This window comes from Cupriavidus sp. 05T313 (genome assembly GCF_056396665.1).
This window is the reverse complement of record NZ_JBFTLX010000116.1, coordinates 1-15148: the sequence shown is the minus strand read 5'-3', so window position 1 is coordinate 15148 and position 15148 is coordinate 1. Positions and strand designations below refer to the sequence as shown.

Sequence of the window (15148 nt, the reverse complement as noted above, 5' to 3'; positions counted from 1 at the left end):
GGGCGGCGCCTGCCGTGCCRTATGATCTGGCTGTGCCGTGCCACTCCTGACTGCGGCTTGAGGACAAGATCCCCAGGCCGGGGCACGGATGGCATGGCGGTTGGTGCGGTCACGGCATGGCCGGATCGTGCCCGGATCACGACAGGGACCCCCCATGCATCCTGACGCAGACGACGATGTCCGCTCGGCGGAGGTGGACCCACGGGAAACAAGCGATTTCGCTTGCGCTCTGGCAGCGCGCCGGCAACTATCGCCCGCCACGCAACGATTCGCGGTCCTTGTTATCCACCTGGACCGCTTTACCCACGCCAGCGAAATGCTCGGCGCGCATCTGGCCGGACGGTTGCGCGCGCAGGCAGTGGCGCGTGTAGCCGCGCTGGCGCCCCCGGCGGAGATGACGTGGCTGGGGCAAGCCGACATCGGCGCGGCTGTGCCGCTACCCCTGGCGGCGACCGATTACATGGAAGCCGCGCTGCGCCTGGCACGCGGCGTGGCCGCCGGCCTCGCACGCCCCTTCCTGCAGGATGGGTTCGAATTGTTCCTGGCCAGCAGCGTCGGCGTGGCGCTTGACGAACCCGACAAGCCGGCCGAGCGCAGCCTGYGCGAAGCGTATGACGCGATGCTGCGTGTGCGCAAGCGCGGCGGTGACGGCGTTGCCGCCAACGCTGCCACAACGTCCCGGCCGCTTTCCACGCCGCTGCTGGCTGCCCTCCCGCACGCGCTGGCGCGAAGCCAGCTTGCTCTGAACCTGCAGGCACGGGCATCGTTGTCCACGGGCTGCGTGACAGGCTATACAGCCAGGCTGCGGTGGCAGAGCCCCGAGTTCGGGCGTGTTGCGCCACAGGACTTCCTGCCTGCGCTGGAATCGCTCGGCATGATGGGCGACGTCGCGCGGTGGCTGATGGAAAACGCCCTGCCCCTGCTGAACTGCCCGGGCATCGGCGAACCGGTGGAACTCTCCTTGCTGGTGTCCAGCGCGCAGATGCACGGTACCCCCATGATCGATACCCTGCTGCGCACGCTGGAACGCCGGCATCTGGACCCGGCCAGGATTTGCCTGGAGATCCCCCCCGGTGCGTTGCTCGCCACCGACCGCGTGGCTGCCGCGAAGCTGGCCACGCTGCGGCGCGCCGGCGTGCGCTTTGCCTTGAGCGACTTTGCCGACGCACCTGGCGGCAGCGCGACCCTGGAGCGCCTGCGCCCGGATCTGCTGACCTTCGATGCGCGCTGCATCGGCACGACCGCGCAGCCAAACCAGGAGAGCGCCGGCGCCGCCCGGCTGCAATCCGCCTGCGAGCAGGCACAGCGCCTTGCGTTGCCAGTCTGCGCCAAGGGCATCGAAACGCGGCACCAACTGGCCGAGGTGCGCAACTGGGGCTGCAGTGCCGTGCAAGGCTACCTGCTGGCCCAGCCCTTCCCGGCCCAGTGGCTGGCCCAGACACATGCGGCCATTTGCGCCCGTGCGCGCGAGCTGCTGGCGTAGCCAGGCCGCCCCTGCTGCCGCCTCGTCCCCGGAATGCGGCGTCCTGTTGCACGTTTCGCCGGGCACGAACGGTTACAAAATGGCGGGAGTCGCGCTTCATAGTGCCCCGCGACAACGGTAGAATTGCGGCGAATTCAATGATCGAAAGGAGTCTGGCGTGAAAAAAGGATGGATCTTCTGCATTCTGTTTGCCACCCTGCTGGCTGGCTGCAACACCATGGCCGGGCTCGGCCAGGATATTCAGAAGGGCGGCCAGAAGCTCGAAGGCGCGGCGGATCGCAGCAAATAGGATGTGTCGCCGGCACCGGCTCCGGTGCCTGGCGGCGTGGGCCTGGCATGGCGCGACCCGCCCGCCTCCACCCGCCGCCTCGCTCGTCATCCCCGGCCAGCGCGCCGGGGGTGTTACAGCAGCTCCTCCGGCGTGAATGGCGCGAGCACGTCGATCCAGGTGCGCTTCGACCAGCTGGTATCCGGCTCGGTATCCAACACCACTGCCTTGTCTCCCTTGCCATCCACCCATTGCACCGCGCCCTGTCCGGACAAGCGCAGCAGGTAGCTGTTGTCATCGATCGCCCCGGCAAATAGCTGTGCGACTTGCTGCGCCAGCTTCGGGCTGTGGATGATCAGGCCAGTCTCGGTGTTCTGGCTGGCCGAGCGGGGATCGAAGTTCATCGAACCCACGAACAGGTTGGTACGGTCCGCGACCGCGGCCTTCACATGCAGGCTGGCCTGCGACGACGTGTAATCCCCGATGATTTTCTGCGGCCGGCCGGGTCGCGACTTCAGCTCATGCAGTTCCACGCCCGCGCGCAGCAGGTCGGGCCGGTAGCGCCGGTAGCCGACGTGGACGATGGGCGCATCGGTGGCGGCCAGAGAGTTGGTCAGCACGCGCACTTTCACGCCGCGCTTGACCAGATCCGCCATCCACGCCACCCCGCGGTCGCCAGGGATGAAGTATGGCGAGATCAGGATGATCTCCCGGTTCGCCCCGCTGAGCATGCGGCCCAGTTCTTCACCCATGGTCTCGCGGGCGGCGGGCGCCTGGTCCGGCGACACCTTGCTCGGCGCATCCACCATCACGCTGGCGGATGCCCATTCGAGCGCCAGCTTGCCACCACCCGCGAACTGGCGCCCAAGGAAGCTGGCGCGTGCGTCGATTGTGCCGGGCGGCGTCATACCCTGTGCCTCGATGCGCTTGCGCTCGGTTTCCGCGTCGACCAGGGTCCGCTCGGGCCGTGCCGCGCTGGCGCCACCGGCGCTGGCGGCCGCGTCCGCCGTCTCGGCCGGGGTCGCGAGTGTTTCCACCGATACCGCCAGCGGGTTGTTCCAGTATTGGTCAAAGGCAGCGGAGAGCCGGCGCACGGCGGGCCCGGCCGCGATCACGTCGAGATCGACGAAATTGGTATCCGGCGCCCTCACGAAATAGGCGTTGCCTATGTTGCGCCCGCCGGTCATGGCCAGTGCGTTGTCGGCGATAAACGCCTTGTTGTGCATGCGCCGGTTCAGGCGCCGGACGTCGGTGGCGGAAGAGAGCATCCGCGTGAACTTGGAAAAGCGCCCCGCCGGGAACGGGTTGAACATGCGCACTTCGATATTGCGATGTCCCGCGAAGCGCAGAAAGGCCCGGTCCTCGCCATCGCTGTGCAGGTCATCGACCAGAACACGCACACGCACGCCCCGCTCGGCGGCGGCCCGCACCTGGTGCAGGATTTCGCGGGAGGATTCGTCGGCCTCGATGATGTAGTACTGGAGATCCAGCGTGCGCGTGGCATGTTGCGCCAGCGAAATCAGGGTGCCGTAGGCTTCCTCGCCGGAAGCGATCACGTGGAAGCCGGACAGGGCCGGGTCGGGCGAGCTTTCCGCGACCAACCGCCCCAGGGCGGTGGTGGCAGGGTCGGACAGGGCGGCGGTTTGCTCGCGTGGAACTGACGGTGGCAGGCTGGCGCAGGACTCGGCGAACAGGACCAGCGCGCAAACCAGCGCGCGGCGCAGCCGGCGGGCCCCGCTTCCCGCGGAGCTTGCCGCGCTACCCGCCGCCTTTCCCGCCAATCGCGCAAACATGCTGCCTCCAGCAGTCCGGATAAGGCAAGCTTAGAACCTGGCGAGGCGGCGTGCTATCCGCCTTTGTCCGACGCCCCAGGCAGGCGTCAGGCGCTCTTGCGCAGCGCGGCAGCCTCCTGCGCCAGCGTACGCACCCGCGCCCAGTCGCCCTTGGCCACGGCGTCCTTGGGTACCACCCAAGAGCCGCCCACGCACACCACATTGGGCAGAGCGAGATAGCTTGGCGCACGCGCGAGATCGATGCCGCCGGTGGGGCAGAAGCGCAACTGCGCGAAAGGTCCGTAGAGCGACTTGAGCATCGGCACCCCGCCCGACGCTTCCGCCGGGAAGAACTTCAGGAACTTGAAGCCGGCCTCCATGGCCGCCATCGCTTCGCTGGCGGTGGCCACGCCAGGCAGCAGCGCCACGCCGGCGCCCTGCGCAGCCACGGCCAGTGCCGGCGTGAGCCCGGGCGAGACCGCGAATTGCGCGCCGGCATCGCCTACGGCCTTGAGGTCCGCCGCTGTCAGCACCGTCCCCGCGCCCACGCAGGCCTGCGGAAACGCAGCCGCCACGGCCTTGATGGCGTCCAGCGCCACGGGCGTGCGCAGCGTGATCTCCAGCACCGGCAGGCCGCCGCCGACCAGGGCTTCGGACACATGCAGGGCTTCGTCGACGGAGGAAAACTCGAGCACCGGGATCACCGGCACGTTAACAAGGCGTTCGATCAGCGAGGGAGATTGAGTTTGCATGGCAGTGGGTGTTCGGTAAGGTCGGACGATGGGACTTGGCGCTTGGGGTTGCAAGCCGGCCTGCCCGGCCGCCCGTTGGGCGGCGCCGGGCGCCAGGCGGTATCAGGCAATCACGGAAACCGACTGGGCCATTCGCGCCAGCACGGTTTCGATAAACGGGATCGGCGCCACGGCGCCGTAGCCGGTGGTGGACAGCGCGGCCGCGACGTTGGCATAGCGCGCGGCCTCGAAGGGATCGTCGCCAGCGGCCAGGCGAGCGACGAAACTGCCGCCGAAGCAGTCGCCGGCGCCGGTGGCATCGAGCGGGCGCACCGGGTACGGCGGCACCAGCGAGCGGGCGTCGGGGGTCGCCACATAGGCACCCTCCTCGCCCAGCTTCAGCGCCACCAGCCCGATGCCGCAGCCCAGCAGGTAGTCTACGATGGCGTCGCGGTCGTTGAGACCAGTCAGCACCGTGATGTCGTCCCAGCTTGGCAGGCATACGTCGGTCAGCGCAAAGGCCTCGCGCATGATGCCGCGTGCGCGTGCGAGCGTCCAGAGCCGCAGGCGCAGGTTGGTGTCGAGCGTGACCTTGCAACCCGCCTTGCGCGCGTGCTCCATTGCCGCCAGGCCGGCGTCGCAGGCGTTGGTGCTGATCGCCAGGCTGATGCCGGAAACATGCAGGTAGCGCGCCTCGGCGATGGCGTGGTGCGGCAGGTTCTCGTGGCTGTAGTGGCTGGCCGCGGAGCCGCTGCGCAGGTAGTCGAAGCGGTGACCGTGCGCGTCGTGCGTGACGAAGTACACGCCGGTCGGCGCACCGGCATCGACGCGCACGTGGCGCGTATCGACCCGCTCCTGCGTCCATAGCGCCAGCAGCCGTTCGCCGAAGGTGTCCTCGCCCACCGCGCTGATATAGCCGGCATGCGCGCCCTGCCGCGCGGCCGCGATGCAGAAGTTGGAAGTGTCGCCGCCAAACCCTTGCAGGTAGCGCGTGGGATCGTCGGGCTGCTGGTTGAATTCAACCAGTGCTTCGCCGAAAGCGAGAATGTCGATGCTCATGGTGCAAGCGTCCCCTGTCGTTGCTGTCGTTGCTGTTCGTTGCTGCTCGTCACTGCTGCCTGCGATGCCGTTTCAGAAAAACGTCTGCACGAGGTCGATCACGCGCAGGTCGCCGTCGAGCACCGGGATATGGCGCCATTTGTCGAAGGTAAGGCATGGATGCGAAATATCAAAGGCAACCATGTCGCCGACCTTGAGATCGTCGCCCGGCCGGATCTGCAGGTATGCGTGCTGGTCCATCATGCCGGTGACTTCCCAGTGCACGGGCACCGGCACCGGGGCCTCCGTGCCGGGGCGGTACACCTGGGCGGGCAGCGGCATGCCGGCGTCGAAGGCGGCGTCGCGCTTGCCCATGCCGATGATGGCGCGGTCAGGCTCGGGAATCGACTGCACATAGGCCCACAGTTGCAACGCCGGGAGCAGGCCTTCGCGCATCTTCTGCGCGACCGGGTTGCTGGCCAGGATGCGTTGCTGCGCGGCGCGGTAGATGCCGACGTCGTGCGTGAGGTAACAGCCGGGGCGCAGCACGATGTCGATCGGCGTGCCGATGTCGGTGCGGGCGAACTCCTCCGCCACTACGTCGTACCAGGCCGAGCCCGCGCCGGACATCACCACCGGGTTGCGGCCGAAGCGCCTCGCCGCGGCCAGTTCGCGCGTCACCGCGACGGTGCGTTGCAGGAACGCGCGGATGTCGGCCTCTTCCTTCAGCACCCCTTCGTAGATTTCCACGCCGGCCAGCGACAGCACGCCGGGCCAGCGCGCCAGCGCCGCCAGCACCGCCTCCTGCTGCCGCGCGTCGCGCACGCCGGTACGGCCGCCTGTCACGCCCAGCTCCAGCAAGACCTGTAGCTGCTGCCCGCGGCCACTGAAATAGGCGCCGAGTTGGTCCACCAGTTCAGGCGAATCCACCAGCGTGAAGAACTCGAAATCCGGATCGCGCAGCAGGTCGGCCACGATTTCCATATTGCGGCGGCCAACCAGCTGGTTGGCCATCATCACGCGCCGCACGCCGTGCGCATACGCGGCGGCGGTCTGGTGCGCGGTGGCCAGGGTGATGCCCCAGGCGCCGGCGGCAAGCTGGCGCGCGAACAGCTTGGGCGCCATGGTGGTCTTGCCATGCGGCGCCAGCTGCACACCGTACTCGCCCATGAAGCGGCGCATCCACTCCAGGTTATGCACCAGGCGCTCTTCATACAGCACCGCCGCCGGCAGGCTCAGGTCTTCGGCCAGCAATTTCCAGCCTACCTGGCCAGCGTCATCGGGCGCCAGCGGCGCCTCGAGCTTGCCCAGCGCCTTGTTGAGCGGATCGATCGTGCCGGCTTGGTACTTTATTTCACGCATGTTGCCATCATCCTGAAAAATTCCGATTGACGTAATGATAGCCTTGAAATTACGATATTTCACCCTTGTTATAAAGTAACATTCAAAGCTGGCTCCGGGGCAACATCGGCCCGATGGACCCGCTTGCCTCCACCACCGACCTGCCAACCATGTCCGCGCCCTTCGACATCCTGACCCGCATTGCCGAGCGTGGCCCCACGCTGCGCCTGGCCGAGCAGAAGGTCGCGCAAGTGATCCTGCAGGACCTGGCTGGCGCGGCGGCCACCAGCATCAACGAACTGGCGCGCCAGGCCGGGGTGAGCGAGGCCAGCGTGACCCGTTTCGCCAAGGCCATCGGCTGCCGCGACGTGCGCGACCTGAAGCTGCGCCTGGCGCAAGCCACCGCGGTGGGCCAGCGTTTCCTGCAGGCGGAAGTCGCCCGCGCGGCGGAGCCGTCCCCGGCCACGCTGGCCGACAGCATTCATGCGGATATCCTGGACTCACTTGAGGTCAACCGCAAGCTGATCGACCCCGACCATATGGAGCGTGCGGCGCGCCTGTTGCTGGAGGCACGCATGGTCTACGCTTTTGGCATGGGTGGCGGCTCGTCCTTCATGGCCGACGAGGCGCGTTACCGCCTGGCCCGCCTGGGCCGTCCCGTGGCCAGCTACCAGGACGCGCTGCTGCAGAAGATGGTGGCGGCCACCTTGCAAAAGGACGATGTCGTGCTTGCCTTCTCCGCCACGGGCAATGTGCCCGAGATGCTGGCCAGTTGCGATATTGCCCGCGAATACGGCGCGAAGCTGGTCGCGGTGACCGCGCTGGGCTCGCCGCTGGCGGCACGCGCCGACGTGCTGTTGCCGGTGCGCACGCTGGAAACCGATTTTATTTTCAAGCCCTCGGCCTCGCGCTACGCGATGCTGCTGGTGATGGACGTGCTGGCTACCCAGCTCGCCCTGCTCCAGCAGGACCAGAGCCAGGAGCAATTGCGGCGGCTCAAGTACGTGCTCGACGCGCACCGCGGCAACACTGCCGGACCGGATGCCCCGGAAAGCCGCCAGCCGCTCGGAGACTGACCATGCCTGAACTGTTTGACACCCTGATCCGCGGCGCGACCCTGCTCGACGGCTCCGGCGCCGAAGCGCGCCTGGCCGACGTGGCGCTGCGCGCCGGGCGCATCGCCCGCATCGCCATGCTCGAGGACGGTGCCGACGGCATCGATCCCGGCAGCGCCGCGCATGTGGTGCAAGGCGAAGGGCTGGTGCTGGCCCCTGGCTTTATCGACGTGCACACGCACGACGACACCAATGTGATACGCCAGCCCGAGATGACGCCCAAGCTGTCGCAGGGCGTCACCACCGTGATCGTCGGCAATTGCGGCATCAGCGCGGCGCCCGTCGCGCTGCGCGGCGAACCGCCCGATCCGATGAACCTGCTGGGCACCGCCGATGCCTTCCGCTATCCCGATTTCGCCGCCTACGCGCAAGCCGTGCAGGCGGCGCAGCCGGCCGTCAACGTGGCGGCCCTGGTCGGCCATACCGCGCTGCGCAGCAACCATATGGACCGGCTGGACCGCACCGCCACCGCGGCCGAGATCGCCGCCATGCGCGCGCAGCTTGAGGAAGCGCTCGACCATGGCGCGCTTGGCCTGTCCACCGGGCTGGCCTACGCCAATGCGTTCTCCGCCACCACCGACGAAGTGCTGGCGCTGGCCGAACCGCTGGCCCGCGCCGGCGCGCTCTATGCCACCCACCTGCGCAGCGAGTTCGCCGAGATCCTGGAAGCGATGGACGAAGCCTTCCGCATCGGCCGGCACGCGCGCGTGCCCGTGGTGATCTCGCACCTGAAATGCGCCGGCGTCGACAACTGGGGCCGCAGCGCCGAGGTGCTGGACACGCTGGAGCGGGCCCAGCGCTGGCAGCCGGTGGGATGCGATTGCTATCCCTACACCGCCAGTTCCTCCACGCTCGACCTCAAGCAGGTCACCAGCGATTTCGACATCATGGTGACCTGGTCCGAACCGCACCCGGACATGGGCGGCCGGCTGCTGGCCGACATCGCCGCCGAGTGGGAGCTCGGCCTGGAAGACGCCGCGCGCCGCCTGCAGCCGGCCGGCGCGGTCTATCACTGCATGGAAGACGCGGACGTGGACCGCATCCTGAGCCACCCCGCCACCGTGGTGGGTTCCGATGGCTTGCCCAACGACCCCCTGCCCCACCCGCGCCTGTGGGGCGCTTTTCCGCGTGTGCTTGGCCATTACGCGCGCGATCGCGAGCTGTTCCCGCTGACGGTAGCGATCCACAAGATGACGGGGCTGTCGGCCGAACGCTTCGGCCTGACTGAACGCGGCTTCGTGCGCGAAGGCTACTGGGCGGACCTGGTCCTGTTCGACGCCGCCACGATTCGCGATGCGGCCAGCTTCACCGACCCCATGCAACCGGCCGAGGGCATCGCCGCGGTGTGGGTCAACGGCGAGTTGTCGTGGCAACAGCGCCGGCCCACCGGCACGCGCGCGGGCCGCTTCCTTGCACGCGGCAAGCCCGCAGGGGCGAACGCCGCAACGCCACAGTAACGAGGCCGCGCGGCCGGCAATCCGCGTGGTGAATCCCGGCCGCGCGCCCCGTGCCGCGCGGCCAGCAATAAACCCAATCTGCAATTTGCTTCAGGAGTTCCCCATGGATATCAAGCGATTTGGCGTCGAAGGCGGCGCCGGCACCGGTGGCCAGCACATGCCCTTTGCCCGTGCCGTGCAAGCCGACGGCTGGCTCTACGTGTCCGGCCAGGTGCCGATGGTGGCCGGCGAGGTGATCGACGGCGGCATCGTGCCCCAGACCCACCAGGCCATCAAGAACGTACTGGCCATCCTGGCCGAAGCCGGCTACGGCACCGAGCACATCGTGCGTTGCGGCGTCTGGCTGGACGACGCGCGCGACTTCGCCTCCTTCAACAAGATCTTCAAGGAATACTTCGGCGCCAACCCGCCGGCGCGCGCCTGCGTGCAGTCGAGCATGGTGGTCGACTGCAAGGTGGAAGTGGACTGCATCGCCTACAAGAAGCCGGCGGCCTGAACCCAGGCCAGCCTGCCACGAACAACCTGAACCGGCCGCCGCCAGCGCGGCCCTTTTCATAGCGGACGCGGGGGAGCCCCGCCGGGCCACCGGCGGACCCCGCACAAAGGAGACAATATGGGCGCCGTAACCGGAACCACACTCTTGCTTTACGCGCTGATCGCCGTGATCGCACTGGTCGTGCTGATCGCGAAGTTCAAGCTCAACCCCTTCATCACACTGGTTGTCGTGTCGGTGCTGCTCGGCTTTGCCGTGGGCATGCCGATGGGCGACATCGTCAAATCGTTCGAGGCCGGCGTGGGCGGCACCCTGGGCCACATCGCGCTGGTCGTGGGCCTGGGCACCATGCTCGGCAAGATGATGGCCGAATCCGGCGGCGCCGAACGCATCGCGCGCACGCTGATCGATGCCTTCGGCGAGAAGAACGTGCACTGGGCCATGGTCACCATCGCCTTTATCGTCGGCTTGCCGGTGTTCTTCGAGGTGGGCTTCGTGCTGCTGGTGCCGATCGCCTTCAACGTGGCCAAGCGCACCGGGACCTCCATGGTGCTGGTGGGCATCCCGATGGTGGCAGGCCTGTCGGTGGTGCACGGGCTGATCCCGCCGCACCCTGCCGCGCTGCTGGCGGTGACCGCCTACAAGGCGGACATCGGCAAGACCATCATGTACGCGCTGATCGTCGGCATCCCCACCGCCGCCATCGCCGGCCCGCTGTTCGCCAAGCTGATGGACCGCTACGTCAAGCTGCCGGATATCAATCCGCTGGCCGAACAGTTCACCGAGGAAGACGAGAGCGTCAAGGCATCGCACCAGTTGCCCGGCTTCGGCATCACGCTGTTTACCATCCTGCTGCCCGTGTTCCTGATGCTGATCGGCAGCTGGGCGGATGTCATCAGCACGCCCAAGACCTTTTTCAATGATTTCCTCAAGCTGATCGGCAATTCGGTGATCGCCCTGCTGATCGCCGCGCTGGTGAGCTTCTACACCTTCGGCAAGGCCCGCGGCTTCAACCGGGAAAACATCCTGAAGTTCACCAACGAGTGCGTGGCGCCCACCGCCATCATCACGCTGGTGGTCGGCGCCGGCGGCGGCTTTGGCCGCGTGCTGCGCGATTCGGGCATCTCCAACGCCATCGTCGACGTGGCCACCGGCGCGCATGTGTCGGTGCTGCTGCTCGGCTGGCTGGTCGCGGTGCTGATCCGAATCGCCACCGGATCCGCCACGGTAGCCATGACCACCGCAGCCGGCATCGTCGCGCCGATCGCCGCCAGCGTGCCGGGCACCCGGCCCGAACTGCTGGTGCTGACCACGGGCGCCGGATCGCTGATCCTCTCGCACGTGAACGACGGCGGCTTCTGGCTGGTCAAGGAGTATTTCAACATGACCGTGGCCCAGACCTTCAAGACCTGGTCGGTCTGCGAAACCCTGATCTCGGTGATCGCGCTGCTGCTGACCCTGGCGCTGGCCACGGTGGTCTGACCATCCGCGGGGCGGCAGCCACAGAAAAGGGGAGGCGCACGCAGTGCCCCTCCCCTTTTTTCATGCCCCGTGCCCCGGTGCCAGTGGTGCCGGCCCGGGGATTCCGTGCCGCGATGTGCTATGGTGTGCACCGCAGCAAATCGCTGGGTGGCGAGGCTGCCCTGCTCGCGGCTGTCATGAATCTTTCATATTTGGAAGCAGGCCCCGCTTCTGCCCCAGCGATAGAATCGAGCCCCAACCGGAGGAAAAGAACTATGCCCAAAAAGCTCAGGAAGACCGAGGAAGCCGTGCCGGCCACCACTACGGCGCCAGGCCTGATCGCCCTGCTCGACCATATCGCCAACGCCACCGCCCAGGGCCAGCTCGACCCCGAGTTCGCCCGCAAGCTGGGCAAGCGCGCCCGCAAGGAGGCCGACGCCCTGATTGAAGACCAGGCCTTCTCCGCCGCCCACGGCGCGCAGATCAAGGCAGCGCTGGCAACGCTGGAAGCCGCGGTATCCGATAGCGAAGGCGGCCTGCTGGGCAAAGCCGTCAAGCGGCTGCGCGACGCCGACAAGCGCGCGGCGGAAGCGCCCGCCAAGTAAGGCGTCTTTCCTGCCGCGCCAATGGCGTGCACATGGCGCGCCGCCGCGCGTGGTTGCCAGGCGCGTAACCGGATCGCGCATTGCCCGGCATGCGCGCCTTCGCTCCCTTCCGATGCGAAGCGTGCCGCCGGCTCATCGCAGTGTCGATGCAGGACAGCAAAGCCCCAGGTCTCGCGCACGCCGTAATCCAGGATGGCGAAATCGTCCTCCTCAAGGGCTACGGGGTGCGCGACACCAAGACGCACGCGCCCCGAAACCATTGCCTTGCACCAGGCGCCACTGGACTTGCCACACTGGACAAGTCAGAACCGGCCTACGTCAATCTCCGCGATCCTCCGATAGCCGACAGCGGACCCGCCGACTAAATTGCTCCTATGCCGCGACGGTTCGCGGCGCTTTGCAAGGAGCTGCCTCATGTCGTTCGCGCTCTACCTGGTAGGACTGCTGCTGCTCGTCGGCGGCATAGCGTGGGGTCTCGTTACCGCTGGTGTGGCACAGGTCTATGTGGGCATCGTGTGTATCATCGCCCTCGGCCTGGGCATCATGGGAGCCGTTTCGCGTACGCGTACCAAAGATCCGTCGTAGGCTCGGCAGTGCTTGCGCAGAATCGCGGTCGCCGCTTCGGCCTCGGCGCCAAAGCGGACCAGCAACTGCCAACGGTTGCATGACCTGCCGCCGTGGTTGGCATGCGGAGCCGCTCCGCCTGACCACCGCGATCCGCGTCGGATCGTTCGCATTTTAATAGCCTTATTCACCACATCCGCGGACCGGAGCGCCTGCAAGCCATGATCCGCGCGGCCATCGACGGCCGTGTCAGCCTGAATCGCGCCGATGGCGCGCGTTTGGCATGCGCCGCGCGGAGTGCTATGCTCGCCGCGCGCCTGCTGCCGTCGGCAGCAGGCGGCAATTCAACGAACACAAGATTCAAGACCCATGGCTACCAAAGCAAATGCTGTCGTAAAGACCACCGCCAAGCCTGCCGCCAAGAAGGCAGCGCCGGCAAAGAAAGCAGCACCGGCAAAGAAGGCCGCGCCGGCCAGGAAGGTCGCAGCAGCCGCACCGGCGGTGAAACCCCTGAAGGACACCTTCAACAAATCCAGCCTTGTCGCCCACCTCGTCGCCCAGACCGAACTGGATGCCAAGACAGTCAAGACCGTGCTGGCCCATCTCGAAAACACGGTGCTCAGCGCTGTCCACAAGAAGGGCGCCGGCGAGTTCACCCTGCCGGGCCTGCTCAAGGTCGTCGCCACCCAGGTTCCCGCCACCAAGAAGCGCTTCGGCAAGAACCCCTTCACCGGCGAAGACCAGTGGTTCGCCGCCAAGCCGGCAACCGTCAAGGTCAAGGTACGCCCGATGAAGAAGCTGAAAGACGCCGCACTGTAAGCCGTGCCGGCCTGTTGAACGAGGGGAGCCCGCGCGGCTCCCTTTTGTTTCCTCCAACCACTATCCGCAATCGGGCACAGGTTATGGAGATCAAATCCGAGTGGATTTTCGAATGCGAGCCGCGGCATGTCTGGCCGCACTTCCTGCATGCGCGCATGGATACGTCGCGCCCGTTGCTGTTCTGGTTCGGAATTCCCAAGCCAGTGAGCTGCCGGGTCCTGGAAGGCACCGCCGCGGTCGGGAATACGCGCCAATGCACCACGGACCGCGGCACGATCAACCAGCGCATCCTGCAACTGGAGCCGGACCGGCTGCTGCAGTACCAGATGCTGGAAAGTACCRTCTGGTGCCGCGCCTGGGTTGGCAGGCTGATCGACACCTTCACCCTTGAATCGCTCGGGGATGGCAGGACACGGGTCCGGCGCACGACGGAATTCGAAGCCAGAGGCTTGCTGAAGAGACTCAGGCTGGTCGGTCTGTGGGCAGCATTAAGGCAAGCCCATGCCTATGCAGCGAAGAACTGGAGGCGGCTCGCGCAGGGCAGCGTGAGCGAAGGAATCGGTACCCGCCAAGCCGCCTGAAGGCGGTGCGCTTCAGGCGCTGTCAACCGGGCACGATCCCTCAACGATACACAAGAACCGGGATCGTGCCATGCGTCAGGACTTTCTGGGTTTCACTGCCGATCAGCAGCCCCTGAATGCCAGATCGGCCGTGCGAGGCCATGACGACAAGGTCGCAGCCCCGCTCCTCCACCGCCAGGAGGATCGCCTCATAAGGATGGTCGCCGGTTACACAGACCGTTTCGCACTCCACCCCTGCTTCCTTCGCGGCTTGCGCGATCACGCCCAGGTATTGCGCCGCATGGTGTTCAGCCCTTTGGGCAAAGCGCTCCTGCGCATCCTCGAGCATGTCGACGCGATGGGTAAAGACGCGAAACTCGGGAATGACGTGAATGCCTGTTACCTTCGCCTGGAAGTCCCTGGCGACCAGCATCGCCATTCTGACTGCGGTTTCGGAGAGCGGGGATCCGTCCGTGGGTACCAGAAGATGCTTGAACATGGCTGCCTCCTCGCGACTAGGAAAAGCGGCGTTGCGTAGCGCGGACCTGCCTATGCCTGCGAGTGTGGCAGGACCCCATAAACATGCCCGCACTCATTACAGTGAACGACAACGAAGAGGGGAACATTGCTGTGCGAGAGCTGATGACGGTGGGCAATCTTATCCATCCCTTGCGCGCCGCATGACGGGCACTTGGGCATAACCTGGGGTGTAACAGGCGCGGTCATGATTCCCTCCGGTTGGTCAGGTGAGCGTCTACTTTATCCAGCATACTCAGCATACGCGCGGCCGCTCATCTCTTGCGTACAAAAAGCGGATGGCTTCGCGCAGTGAAGCCGAGCTCACGAGGCGATATGGCCGGATATGGCAGGAAGACCGTCCTGATGCGCCATGCTTGCGACACCGGTCGCCGCGCCGTGCCAGGAACAGGCGGAGGTAATTTGGACCGCACCTCCATCGCACCCCGATAGCGAATGAAGCAACCCGACGGCGGCGTTGTTGCGGCACGGAATCAGTCCAGCAACTGGTCGGCAGGCATGTACTCGTAGGCCAGCGCCGTGGCCACTGCCTTGTACGTCACGCGGCCCTCGCAATCGTTCGAGCCTGCCTTCAGGTGCCTGTCCCGCGCCAGCGCGCTTCCACCCCTTGTCCGCCAGTGCGTCCGGATGTCATTGAGATCCGGCCAGACGCCGCCGAGGTACCGGCCCCGCCTCATGCTCAAGAATTGCTGTCTATCCACTGCCTCGCCCATCCGTAAGCCGCCGCCTTCGCATCCGCGGCAGTGGCGGAGTTCCGGCCAATCGATCTGGCATCGTGCACGACAGCCGCGTCTTCCCAGATTTCGCACGATGCCGTGTACGAGCCATCCTTGATCATCTCGCAGAAGACATGGATGACGAACCCCTTGTACTCCATGGTGTCGCGATCCATTGGCTGCCTCCG

The 15148-nt window shown here is 66.6% G+C and carries 17 protein-coding genes; 10 read left to right on the top strand and 7 right to left on the bottom strand.

The features are described from left to right. Nucleotides 1–154: 154 nt before the first annotated feature. The gene (locus AC1DKD_RS23275; protein WP_477143759.1) at nt 155–1483 is read left to right on the top strand and encodes an EAL domain-containing protein; all 1329 of its coding nucleotides are present in this window, start codon (nt 155–157) and stop codon (nt 1481–1483) included. A gap of 157 nt (nt 1484–1640) precedes the next feature. After that, nucleotides 1641–1772 (top strand): entericidin A/B family lipoprotein, encoded by a 132-nt coding sequence (locus AC1DKD_RS23270; RefSeq protein WP_035861400.1) that lies wholly within the window; start codon nt 1641–1643, stop codon nt 1770–1772. A gap of 113 nt (nt 1773–1885) precedes the next feature. Here the strand turns inward: AC1DKD_RS23270 and AC1DKD_RS23265 are convergent, their stop codons facing one another. The 4 genes from AC1DKD_RS23265 to AC1DKD_RS23250 form a co-directional block, all read right to left on the bottom strand. Beyond that, nucleotides 1886–3544, bottom strand: a complete 1659-nt coding sequence (locus AC1DKD_RS23265; protein WP_441627779.1) for a phospholipase D family protein — start codon at nt 3542–3544, stop codon at nt 1886–1888. 86 nt (nt 3545–3630) lie between these two features. Next, nucleotides 3631–4275, bottom strand: a complete 645-nt coding sequence (eda, locus tag AC1DKD_RS23260) for a bifunctional 4-hydroxy-2-oxoglutarate aldolase/2-dehydro-3-deoxy-phosphogluconate aldolase (protein WP_441627781.1) — start codon at nt 4273–4275, stop codon at nt 3631–3633. A 102-nt stretch (nt 4276–4377) separates the two neighbouring features. Continuing rightward, nucleotides 4378–5313 carry a sugar kinase gene (locus AC1DKD_RS23255; RefSeq protein ID WP_441627783.1) on the bottom strand — a complete coding sequence of 312 codons (936 nt, stop codon included), beginning with the start codon at nt 5311–5313 and terminating at the stop codon, nt 4378–4380. A gap of 72 nt (nt 5314–5385) precedes the next feature. Continuing rightward, the gene (locus AC1DKD_RS23250; RefSeq protein WP_441627785.1) at nt 5386–6654 is read right to left on the bottom strand and encodes an amino acid deaminase; all 1269 of its coding nucleotides are present in this window, start codon (nt 6652–6654) and stop codon (nt 5386–5388) included. A gap of 149 nt (nt 6655–6803) precedes the next feature. Between AC1DKD_RS23250 and AC1DKD_RS23245 the strand changes: the two genes are divergently transcribed. From AC1DKD_RS23245 to AC1DKD_RS23210, 8 genes are all read left to right on the top strand, one after another. Continuing rightward, entirely contained in the window at nt 6804–7709 is a 906-nt protein-coding gene (locus AC1DKD_RS23245; RefSeq protein ID WP_441627878.1) for a MurR/RpiR family transcriptional regulator, read from the top strand. A gap of 2 nt (nt 7710–7711) precedes the next feature. Beyond that, on the top strand, nt 7712–9205 hold the full coding sequence (locus AC1DKD_RS23240) for an N-acyl-D-amino-acid deacylase family protein (protein WP_441627787.1): 1494 nt from the start codon (nt 7712–7714) through the stop codon (nt 9203–9205). Nucleotides 9206–9308: 103 nt separating this feature from the next. Then, complete coding sequence (locus AC1DKD_RS23235; protein WP_035861414.1) at nt 9309–9701, top strand: RidA family protein; 393 nt, start codon at nt 9309–9311, stop codon at nt 9699–9701. A 117-nt stretch (nt 9702–9818) separates the two neighbouring features. After that, entirely contained in the window at nt 9819–11180 is a 1362-nt protein-coding gene (locus AC1DKD_RS23230) for a GntP family permease (protein WP_035861417.1), read from the top strand. Between the two features lie 254 nt (nt 11181–11434). After that, entirely contained in the window at nt 11435–11764 is a 330-nt protein-coding gene (locus AC1DKD_RS23225) for a hypothetical protein (protein WP_035861420.1), read from the top strand. 414 nt (nt 11765–12178) lie between these two features. Beyond that, nucleotides 12179–12349, top strand: a complete 171-nt coding sequence (locus AC1DKD_RS23220) for a hypothetical protein (RefSeq protein ID WP_441627790.1) — start codon at nt 12179–12181, stop codon at nt 12347–12349. A 348-nt stretch (nt 12350–12697) separates the two neighbouring features. Further along, nucleotides 12698–13147 (top strand): HU family DNA-binding protein, encoded by a 450-nt coding sequence (locus AC1DKD_RS23215; protein ID WP_441627792.1) that lies wholly within the window; start codon nt 12698–12700, stop codon nt 13145–13147. 83 nt (nt 13148–13230) lie between these two features. Next, a complete protein-coding gene (locus tag AC1DKD_RS23210) occupies nt 13231–13728 on the top strand; it encodes an SRPBCC family protein (protein ID WP_477143758.1) in 498 nt (165 codons plus the stop codon). A 40-nt stretch (nt 13729–13768) separates the two neighbouring features. Here AC1DKD_RS23210 and AC1DKD_RS23205 read toward each other — a convergent pair whose 3' ends face one another. From AC1DKD_RS23205 to AC1DKD_RS23195, 3 genes are all read right to left on the bottom strand, one after another. After that, on the bottom strand, nt 13769–14206 hold the full coding sequence (locus tag AC1DKD_RS23205; protein ID WP_441627796.1) for a universal stress protein: 438 nt from the start codon (nt 14204–14206) through the stop codon (nt 13769–13771). A gap of 511 nt (nt 14207–14717) precedes the next feature. Beyond that, nucleotides 14718–14921 (bottom strand): hypothetical protein, encoded by a 204-nt coding sequence (locus AC1DKD_RS23200; RefSeq protein WP_441627798.1) that lies wholly within the window; start codon nt 14919–14921, stop codon nt 14718–14720. Nucleotides 14922–14923: 2 nt separating this feature from the next. Beyond that, nucleotides 14924–15148, bottom strand: a 225-nt coding sequence (locus AC1DKD_RS23195; protein WP_477143757.1) for a hypothetical protein, incomplete at its 5' end; no start/stop codon positions are given.

What these genes read in the sequence shown, in the direction of transcription:
- AC1DKD_RS23265 (WP_441627779.1), bottom strand. Translation starts at nt 3,544, where the DNA reads ATGTTTGCGCGATTGGCGGGAAAGGCGGCGGGTAGCGCGGCAAGCTCC.
- eda (WP_441627781.1), bottom strand. Translation starts at nt 4,275, where the DNA reads ATGCAAACTCAATCTCCCTCGCTGATCGAACGCCTTGTTAACGTGCCG.
- AC1DKD_RS23255 (WP_441627783.1), bottom strand. Translation starts at nt 5,313, where the DNA reads ATGAGCATCGACATTCTCGCTTTCGGCGAAGCACTGGTTGAATTCAAC.
- AC1DKD_RS23250 (WP_441627785.1), bottom strand. Translation starts at nt 6,654, where the DNA reads ATGCGTGAAATAAAGTACCAAGCCGGCACGATCGATCCGCTCAACAAG.
- AC1DKD_RS23245 (WP_441627878.1), top strand. Translation starts at nt 6,804, where the DNA reads ATGTCCGCGCCCTTCGACATCCTGACCCGCATTGCCGAGCGTGGCCCC.
- AC1DKD_RS23240 (WP_441627787.1), top strand. Translation starts at nt 7,712, where the DNA reads ATGCCTGAACTGTTTGACACCCTGATCCGCGGCGCGACCCTGCTCGAC.
- AC1DKD_RS23235 (WP_035861414.1), top strand. Translation starts at nt 9,309, where the DNA reads ATGGATATCAAGCGATTTGGCGTCGAAGGCGGCGCCGGCACCGGTGGC.
- AC1DKD_RS23230 (WP_035861417.1), top strand. Translation starts at nt 9,819, where the DNA reads ATGGGCGCCGTAACCGGAACCACACTCTTGCTTTACGCGCTGATCGCC.
- AC1DKD_RS23225 (WP_035861420.1), top strand. Translation starts at nt 11,435, where the DNA reads ATGCCCAAAAAGCTCAGGAAGACCGAGGAAGCCGTGCCGGCCACCACT.
- AC1DKD_RS23220 (WP_441627790.1), top strand. Translation starts at nt 12,179, where the DNA reads ATGTCGTTCGCGCTCTACCTGGTAGGACTGCTGCTGCTCGTCGGCGGC.
- AC1DKD_RS23215 (WP_441627792.1), top strand. Translation starts at nt 12,698, where the DNA reads ATGGCTACCAAAGCAAATGCTGTCGTAAAGACCACCGCCAAGCCTGCC.
- AC1DKD_RS23205 (WP_441627796.1), bottom strand. Translation starts at nt 14,206, where the DNA reads ATGTTCAAGCATCTTCTGGTACCCACGGACGGATCCCCGCTCTCCGAA.
- AC1DKD_RS23200 (WP_441627798.1), bottom strand. Translation starts at nt 14,921, where the DNA reads ATGAGGCGGGGCCGGTACCTCGGCGGCGTCTGGCCGGATCTCAATGAC.